An 8,174-nucleotide genomic window follows, 5' to 3' on the forward strand; every position below is an offset into this window, starting at 1 on the left:
GGATAGTGGAACAGTGAAATTTGCCAAAATTTGCCGATTTTGAGCGCAAAGTACGCGTCTTTAAGCTCTAAGAGAATATTTGGTTCAACGCCGCTTAAAAGCCTTCATCCCCGTGTCTGGTGTGTCTCCGTGTCCCCGTGTCTATCGAGAATGAAACAGCCCTGCCCTCCTGGGAGGGGTTAGGGGTGGGTTGTCTCCTACCCTCACCCATACAGCGGTTTTCATTTGGGTAAACCACAGTAGAGATATTCCATGGAACGTCCTTACAGGGTTTTGATTGTGAAGATGTGGTTCATCAATTTGAAAAGCGCTGTAAGACTTTTTCAGCAAGCCCTAAATATGCCAGCGCACATTGCTATATCTCACAACTCAAATCATATTGCTACAGCAGATTTCGAACTAATGCGGTACAACTGACAGGGGAAATATTTTTTGCTTGTTCACTACCCTAATTCCCATCTTCTCTACTCCCTACTCCCTAACAGTATCAATGTATTTACCTCATAACGTGCGGAAACTGCTGTATAACATAGTGTAAGCATTTGCTGCGGAATGCTGCGCAAACAGCTATTAGCTGTCAGCTATCAGACATCTCCAAAAATCAAAAATAAAATCAATTATCGTACAGAAATTATCAGTTATTCCCCTCCCCTCCTGGGAGGGGCGAGGGGTGGGTTCCCTATTCCCTATTCCCTATTCCCTATTCCCTATTCCCTATTCCCTCTTTTCTGAAGATGTCTATTAACAACAAGACTTTCTCATATTAGGATAGTGTTTAAATTAATATAGACTTTAAGGGCAAGGGAGCCAACTTTTGTAGTAAGAGAATTAATAAAGCTTTGATCGTCAACTAAAAGCAATAGCTGTTTGCGTAGCATCCCGGAGGGAAGTGCTGATAACGCAGTTACGACTATAGCAGGCTAGCTGACGGCTGTTTGCGCAGCATTCCGCAGGAAATGCTTACAACATAGTTAATATTAAGTATAATGTAAATATAGCTATTCTAAATTAACGAACTATGAAAAATTCACCAATATATAATAAAAAGTATAGAAGTATTATCCCTGTTTATTTAAGAAAATCTTCTATTCTTAATTTATTCTTAATCACAATTATAGCTGTTTTCAATACTAGCTGTAGTATTTGGGACTTGAAATTATATAATTCTGGGCAAACTATAGACAAACAAACTCGTTTTTCCTTGAATAACCGTCCAGACTTTTTTAAAAAAGGACGACTACAGATAGAGCGGGAAATAAAACAGCTCGAAACACAAAAACCCCAATCTGTATTAACAATTGAATCTGGACAGATAGAATGGCAAAAATTTCTTTTTAGAGAAGGCGATTTTACCATCTGGATGCCTACAGGTGGAATGACGGCTGAAAGAGAAATTATTGAAACTGAGAATGGAAATATTAATTTTAAAGTATTTGCAAGTCATCCTGAATCAGCAAGATTTGTAGTTGCTTATTCTGACGTTTTAAATAGTAAACAATTAGCAGATAAACAAGATATATTAGCAAGAGTACAAAACCAAATTGTTGATGTTAAAAATTTTAAATTGAGTAGGAATTATCCCTACAATTCAGAAAGATTTTTAGGAAGAGAATTTATACTCAAAAATGATGTAGAAACTATTACATTTAGAGTTTACTTAGCAGAAAAAAGATTGTATATGACTGGAGCCAGTGAAATAGAAAGAAAAAACGAAATTCCAGGAGCAGTAGAAAAATTTTTAGATTCATTTAAACTGAATTAAATACGGTGATGAATAATATACGGGTACATCTCAATTAAGCGATAAATAATTGTACTCAAGAAGGAGGGATGAATAATTGTACTCAAGGAAACAGAGAGAAAAGAGAGATAATAAAGTAGTTGTTACCAAAGATGACTTATGGATGCTCAAAATTCATGTAGACAGGTGTACCTCATAACAACGGGAACCGCTGTAACTGATAACTGATAATATCATGTTTGGATAATCAGTTATAAAAAAACTTTATCCCTTCTAATCTTCTCTTCCCTTCTGCCTTCTGCCTTCTGCCTTCTGCCTTCCCACTAATAACTGATAACTAAAATGACAAACACCATTGCTTTACTTGCTTATGACAGTAAAAAAGACAACTTAGTTGAATTTGTCAAACAACATCAAGTTGTGCTATCTCGCTATCAATTAATTGCCCCAGAAGACACTGCTAAATATCTTTTACAAGAAACAGCTATAGAAATAAACTCTGTATTACCAATTTCCTTGGGAGGAGATGCTCAAATAGCAGCAGAAATAGCCACAGGAAATATTATTGCTGTTATCTGTTTAGTAGACTACCTATTTTCTCAATCTTATGAACCAGAACTCCAATTATTACTGCGTATTTGTCAGGTACATAATGTTCCCATTGCGATTAATATTGCCACTGCTGAAGCAATTATTAATAGTTTCATTCAAGCTACTGTTGCCCACCTAATATTCAACCCTGTATCTGGCCAGGGCAATGCTCAACAAGAATTATCATTAATTAAATCACTTCTCGAACCTCATCTGCATTTACATATACACGAAACCACTATAGAACAAACAGCAGAAGAATTGACAAAAGAAGCGATCGCTAAACAAGCAGATATCATTCTTGCTTCTGGCGGTGATGGCACTGTTTCTGCCGTTGCTGGAGAATTAGTAAATACAGGTATTCCTCTGGGTATAATTCCTAGAGGTACTGCCAATGCTTTTGCTATGGCTTTAGGAATTCCCAGTATTACACCAATTAGAAGTGCTTGTGAAGTCATCTTAGCAGGCAAAATTCGTACAATAGATGTTGGGCAGTGCAATGAGCGTACCATGATTTTATTAGCAGGAGTGGGGTATGAAGCAGAAACTATAGAGAGAGCAGATCGAGAAGCTAAAAATCGTTGGGGAGTGCTTGCCTATATGATGGCAGGTTGGCAACAACTAAACGAACAACAACTTTTTGATGTTGAAATAGAAATTGATGGTGTTACCAAAAACTTTGAAGCAGGAGCAATAACTATTGCTAATGCAGCTCCACCCACATCAGTTTTAGCTCAAGGTTTGGGAGAAGTAATTATGAATGATGGTTTATTAGAAGTAATGATTATTACCTCTAATAGTAGACTGCAAGCTGTTAATACTGTAGTTAGAATGTTTGGTTCAGCTATATTTAAAACTCCTGCTCAAGATCAAGATACTATTGGTTTGCGAACCAAGCAGGTAAAAGTTAATACAGAACCACCGCAAAAAGTTGTACTTGACGGTGAAATTATTGGCACTACTCCAGTTGAGATTAAGTGTATTCCTGATGGTTTAATTGTCCTTGCTCCGCCAACTAATGAAATTGAAGAAAAATCTGCCTGGAGCTTTCTATCTTTACCAACAAGAATTAAACATCAGGATATGCAAAATGATGATATGATTTAATAGCAGAAGGAAGAAGGAAGAAGAAAGAATGAAAAATTTTGTGGGTATTTGGTGAAGCGCGTGTATGATATTAATCTTCATTACTTAGGAGTAAACCCACCCCTCCCCCTCCCAGGAGCAGGGCTATTTCAAAGTATCGCAAGTTAACGATGAGCGGGAGAATAGGAGTAATGGGGATCAAAGAATAGCAAAATTTACCAAAATTGGCTGATTTTGAGCGCCAATAACGTCCCTTTTGCTCTGACTAAAATGGTGAAAAGTCAATTTAATCATAAATTAAAAGCCTCTATCCCCGTGTCTGGTGTGTCTCCGTGTCCCCGTGTCTATTGAGAATGAAACAGCCCTGCCCTCCCAGGAGGGGAACTCAGGAGTCATATCATGTCCGGTAGCATCGGAGCGTGTATAAAATTAAGGTGACACTCTTGAGAAAACCTTCTGCCTCCTGCCTTCTGCCTCCTGGGAGGGGTTAGGGGTGGGTTGCCTCCTGCCTTCTGTACACCAAAGTCTAATTATTCAACCGGATATAATATCAGGAGGGAAGAAAAGAGAAAAGTAGAGGTAATTTCAATATTTCTTCAGTACTGTAAATTATTAAATTTTACACAAAAATAATGATTGACTCAGACAAAATCAATATTTCACAGCAACAACCTACAAAAGGTAACCATGCAATCGTAATTGGTGGTAGTATCGCAGGGTTATTAGCAGGGCGAGTATTAACAAACCATTTTCAACAAGTAACAATAGTAGAGCGCGATCGCTTTCCCGAACATCCCCAATTTCGGCCAGGAGTAGCTCAAAGCAATCATGTCCATGTACTATTATCCAAAGGTCAACAAATTTTAGAGCAACTGTTTCCTGGTTTAGTCAAAGATTTGGAAACTGCTGGTTCCCTAAAAATTGATTGGGCAGCAGAATTTCCCTGGTATAATTTATTTGGTTGGCAGCCTCGGTTTCGTTCGGATATAAAAAGTTGTCTTTGTAGTCGGCATCTATTAGAGTGGGGAATACGTCGTCAATTAACTGCTGATTACAGTGTGCAATTTCTAGAAGGTACTCAGGTAAAAAATTTACTCAGCAATGTTAATAACTCTAGAGTTACAGGAGTACGAATAAAGTCAAATTCTCACGAACAAGATTTAACTGCTGACTTAGTTGTTGATGCTAGTGGGCGAAATTCCTCTCTACCTAAATGGTTAACTGCTTTAGGTTATCAAGCTCCTGAAGAAACAGTAATAAATTCTTTTTTGGGCTATAGTAGTCGATGGTATAAGTGTCCAGAGGGTTTTCAGACAGATTGGAAAGTATTAGCAGTAGGAACAAAGCCACCCAATGATCAACGTGCGGGGATAATTTATTCGGTGGAAAACAATTGTTGGGTGACTACTCTTTTTGGTATCAATAAAGATTATCCTCCTACTGATGAAGTTGGTTTCCTAGAATTTGCCCGTAGTTTGCGAAATCCCATTGTCTACGAATTTATTAAAGATGCTCAACCCATTTCCCCTGTCTATGGATACCGACGTACAGAAAATCGCCTCAGTCATTACGAGAAATTATCAAGACTACCAGATGGTATTGTGGCTATAGGTGATGCAGTATGTTGTTTTAATCCTGTTTATGGTCAAGGCATGACTGTAGCTGCTTTAGGAGCGATGGCTCTCGAACAGTGCTTGCAAAGTAATCCCAGTCTTAAAGGTTTCAGCAAGTATTTCCAGAAGCAACTTGCTCAAGTAAATTCTATGCCCTGGTTAATGGCAACTGCGGAAGACTTACGTTGGCCAGGTACAGAAGGTGCCAAACCAGACTGGATGACAAGATTAATACAGCAATATTTAGACCAGGTATTGCGGCTTTCAGTAGAGTACCCGGAAGTTTATCAAAAATATATAGTAGTCATGCAACTGACTCAACCTCCAAAAATTCTGTTTCAACCTGATATTATGGCAAAAATTTTGGGGCAGATCATCAAAAACAATCAACAATTTGAGCAAACAGATCGAAGGCAAAATATTCCTAAACTGCTTTTTTAGGCGTTTGTGAAGCGCGTGTATGATATTAATCTTAATTATTTAGGAGTTAACCCACCCCTAACCCCTCCCAGGAGGGGAACTCAGGAGTCAGGAGGAGAGATAATCACAAAGATGAGCATAGTTATAACGATTGAAGAATTTTTTTATGTCCAATTAAACGGATTTGATATACAGCATATTTCGGGCAAATGAGGTACAAGCTTGAATGGTAAAATCATTGTAGTGCGGGCATCTTGCCCGCGACAGGTGTACCTCATAACAACGGAAACCGCTGTAATATTCACTTCAATATTCAATCTCCCCCTACTCCCCTACTCCCCCACTCCCCCACTCTCTACCATCCAAACTAAAAAGCTCAAAATTTGCTCAACGGGAGGCAATGGATAATCTTTGACATCCTCCCCGGCCTAAAGGCACGGGGATTCCTACCGAGCCTTAGCTCCTCGGTGGGTTGACGTTTCACAGGCTGCTGCTACTTTTGCAGTAGTCTTACGCTTGCCTCCGCGTCCGTTTAATGTCTCGGACTGCCCGCCCGCGACTAATATATTTATTGCTGCATTCTCATCTCTATCGTGTTTTGTGCCACAGTTTAGACACTCCCATTCTCGCACCTGAAGGTCTAACTTACCACCTTTAAACCCACAATCTGAACAAACTTGAGATGTTGGCTCCCAACGACTAATTACTCTGAAATCACGACTATATTTTTCTGCTTTTCCTTCTAACAGTGTCCTGAATTGCCTCCAACCTAAATCTGATATCGCTCTAGATAATTTACGGTTCTTAATCATACCAGAAACGTTTAAATCTTCTAAAACAACTGTTTGGTTTTCACGAATTATTTTAGTAGATAATTTATGCAGAAAATCTGTCCTTGTATCTTTCAGCTTGCCATGGAATTTAGCTACTCTAACCCGTGCTTTTTCATACCTTTTTGAGCCTTTGGTTTTATGAGATAATGACTTACTTAACTTTCTTAACTTCTTAATTCGTTTTTTGAGTGGTTTAGGAGCATCAACTTTTGTACCATCGCTAAATGTAGCAAAGGTTTTGATACCTAAATCTATACCTAATGAATTATCAGTTTGAGGTAAGATTTCTGGTTGTATTTCTACTACAAAACTTAAGAAATATCTATGAGCTGAATCTTTAATTACTGTTACTGATGATGGAGCAGCAGGTAACTCCCTTGACCAAACTATTTTTAGTTTTCCAATCTTAGCTAAATAAACTTTATGCTGACCAATCTTAAAGCCACCCTTTCTAAACCTAGCAGTTTGCTTTGATTTCCTACTTTTAAATTTAGGAGGTCTAACAGGTCTACCTTTTCTCTTGCCTTGAGTTGATTTAAAAAAGTTAGAGCAACGCCTGATTTAAATCATTCAATGATTGCTGCAATGGTATGTTAGAAACCTCTGACAACCATTCTCTTTCTTCAGTCTTTTTAGCAGATGTAATAAAAAGCTTTTGTAGTTCTGAATTAGTAGATTTCTTTTCTCCTGATCTATACCTCTGTTGGCAGAAAGCTAGACTATCATTCCAAACCACACGGACACAGCCAAATAGCTTGGCTAATCGGTATTTTTGTCCCGGCGTTGGATATATACGGTACTTAAATCTAGCTTTCATAACTTGAACTTCAAACTAACAAAACAATAACATATTTATTGAAAAACATCAACCCGCAAGCAATAAAAAGTCGCCCTAGAAGGGCGAGGCTTGAGACCCATTTTTTCGGTCAAATCAATTGTTATATCATGTCCGGATAATAGCGTGATCAAAAAACCTTTTCCCTTCTAACCTTTTCTTTCCTTCTGCCTCCTGCCTCCAGCATAGCTGCCTTACCTTCTCCAAAGTATAAGTATTCAACCGGACATGATATTACTGTTTGCTCTTCGAGTTTGAGAAATCGCCAAACTGTACCACTTGTCACTGTACCGTAGATAGTTGAAATTGGTTGCTGTTTTTGTTGATTAAACCGTTGAGCTGCTACCATTTCTGCTAAACATTGTCCAAGAGCTGGTTTGAGGTCTTCTTTTTTCGCTTCAACTAATACCACCACAGGAGCTTTAATATACAATTGCTCTGGAGAACGACTAATTAGAAAATCAACATACCCAGTCAAATCAACTTCTGGTTGTACGGCAAACTCTTCGCCAGAAAAAACACTAATTTTTCCTTTGAGCTGACGTTTTACTTCTAATAATACTGGATTAATAATACCTTCAGAACGAGCTTTTTCACTACCCACAGCGATCGCCCAAGGTACTGTTTCTTTGAGGGTATCTTTAAGTAAAGCAGTAGGATTAATTGAGGAAGCCTCTGGTAAAAAGCGATCGCCTTCTACGATAGTCAGTTGAAAATCTTCTACAACTTTACTCAGAGTAAATTTACTATACGGCATAATGGAAGTAGGGGAGTGGCTCACACGGATTATGGCACGGATACACGGATACGGAAGGGACTAAGGGAGTAGGGGCCAATGGCATTCGCCCCTATAGGAGTGAGGGAGTGAGAGATTGACATCCTCCCCGGCTGTTAGGCGCGGGGATTCCTACTGAGCCGTAGCTCTTCGGCGGGTTGACGTTTTGCTTCGCATAGCTGTCGCTAACACAGGGTGCTGCTTCCTTGGCGGTAGTCTGATGCTTCCCTCCACGTCCGCGTACGAGTTTCCGCAATACGAAGCTCCTCCGGAGGAGGCA

6 protein-coding genes are annotated in these 8,174 nt (G+C 39.0%); 3 read left to right on the forward strand and 3 right to left on the reverse strand.

Annotated features, from left to right (window positions below; genetic code table 11):
• Positions 1-1,018 precede the first annotated feature (1,018 nt).
• The 3 genes from F6K54_RS35070 to F6K54_RS35080 all read left to right on the forward strand — a co-directional run bounded on the left by F6K54_RS35070 (position 1,019) and on the right by F6K54_RS35080 (position 5,472).
• Complete coding sequence (locus F6K54_RS35070) at positions 1,019-1,762, forward strand: hypothetical protein (protein WP_293088316.1); 744 nt, start codon at positions 1,019-1,021, stop codon at positions 1,760-1,762.
• 321 nt (positions 1,763-2,083) lie between these two features.
• A complete protein-coding gene (locus F6K54_RS35075; RefSeq protein ID WP_293088318.1) occupies positions 2,084-3,439 on the forward strand; it encodes a methylglyoxal synthase in 1,356 nt (451 codons plus the stop codon).
• A gap of 611 nt (positions 3,440-4,050) precedes the next feature.
• Entirely contained in the window at positions 4,051-5,472 is a 1,422-nt protein-coding gene (locus F6K54_RS35080) for an NAD(P)/FAD-dependent oxidoreductase (RefSeq protein ID WP_293088319.1), read from the forward strand.
• Positions 5,473-5,897: 425 nt separating this feature from the next.
• On the opposite strand, the gene F6K54_RS35085 is transcribed toward F6K54_RS35080, so the two are convergent.
• The 3 genes from F6K54_RS35085 to F6K54_RS35090 all read right to left on the reverse strand — a co-directional run bounded on the left by F6K54_RS35085 (position 5,898) and on the right by F6K54_RS35090 (position 7,876).
• Positions 5,898-6,845, reverse strand: coding sequence for an RNA-guided endonuclease TnpB family protein (locus tag F6K54_RS35085; protein WP_366558319.1), 948 nt, complete (start codon positions 6,843-6,845; stop codon positions 5,898-5,900).
• Positions 6,829-7,101 (reverse strand): helix-turn-helix domain-containing protein, encoded by a 273-nt coding sequence (locus tag F6K54_RS43385; protein ID WP_366558318.1) that lies wholly within the window; start codon positions 7,099-7,101, stop codon positions 6,829-6,831. The genes F6K54_RS35085 and F6K54_RS43385 overlap by 17 nt, the downstream gene beginning before the upstream one ends.
• A 148-nt stretch (positions 7,102-7,249) precedes the next feature.
• Positions 7,250-7,876 carry a hypothetical protein gene (locus F6K54_RS35090; RefSeq protein WP_293088320.1) on the reverse strand — a complete coding sequence of 209 codons (627 nt, stop codon included), beginning with the start codon at positions 7,874-7,876 and terminating at the stop codon, positions 7,250-7,252.
• Positions 7,877-8,174: the final 298 nt, after the last annotated feature.

The organism is Okeania sp. SIO3B5 (genome assembly GCF_010692555.1).
GTDB lineage: Bacteria > Cyanobacteriota > Cyanobacteriia > Cyanobacteriales > Microcoleaceae > Okeania.